The organism is Arthrospira sp. PCC 8006, from assembly GCF_046480465.1.
GTDB classification, from domain to species: Bacteria; Cyanobacteriota; Cyanobacteriia; order Cyanobacteriales; family Microcoleaceae; genus Limnospira; species Limnospira platensis.
Window position 1 is genome coordinate 1 of sequence record NZ_PKGG01000686.1, and the last position, 208, is coordinate 208.

The 208-nt window shown below is 34.1% G+C and carries 1 protein-coding gene; it reads left to right on the forward strand.

What is annotated here, in order from left to right; genetic code table 11:
• Positions 1–36: 36 nt before the first annotated feature.
• Positions 37–208 (forward strand): glycosyltransferase 61 family protein (locus tag B9T16_RS29875; protein ID WP_410246513.1); only part of this gene is annotated, 172 nt, incomplete at its 3' end.

Here is a 208-nt window from a genome sequence, read left to right on the forward strand (position 1 = left end):
AATCACAAGCCCATTTTGGTGTAGGCAAGGTGCGACATTGGACTATCAAAATGGGCTTGTGATTTTGTCAAAAATTTAGTTTTAAAACATCCATTACTGGAAGAGGATAATCGATGCAATTACTCTAGTAAAATTTATATTAGTAGAGCTAATGCTTATTATCGCAAAGTTATCAATGAACAGGAGTTGATGGATATCCTGAAACCAT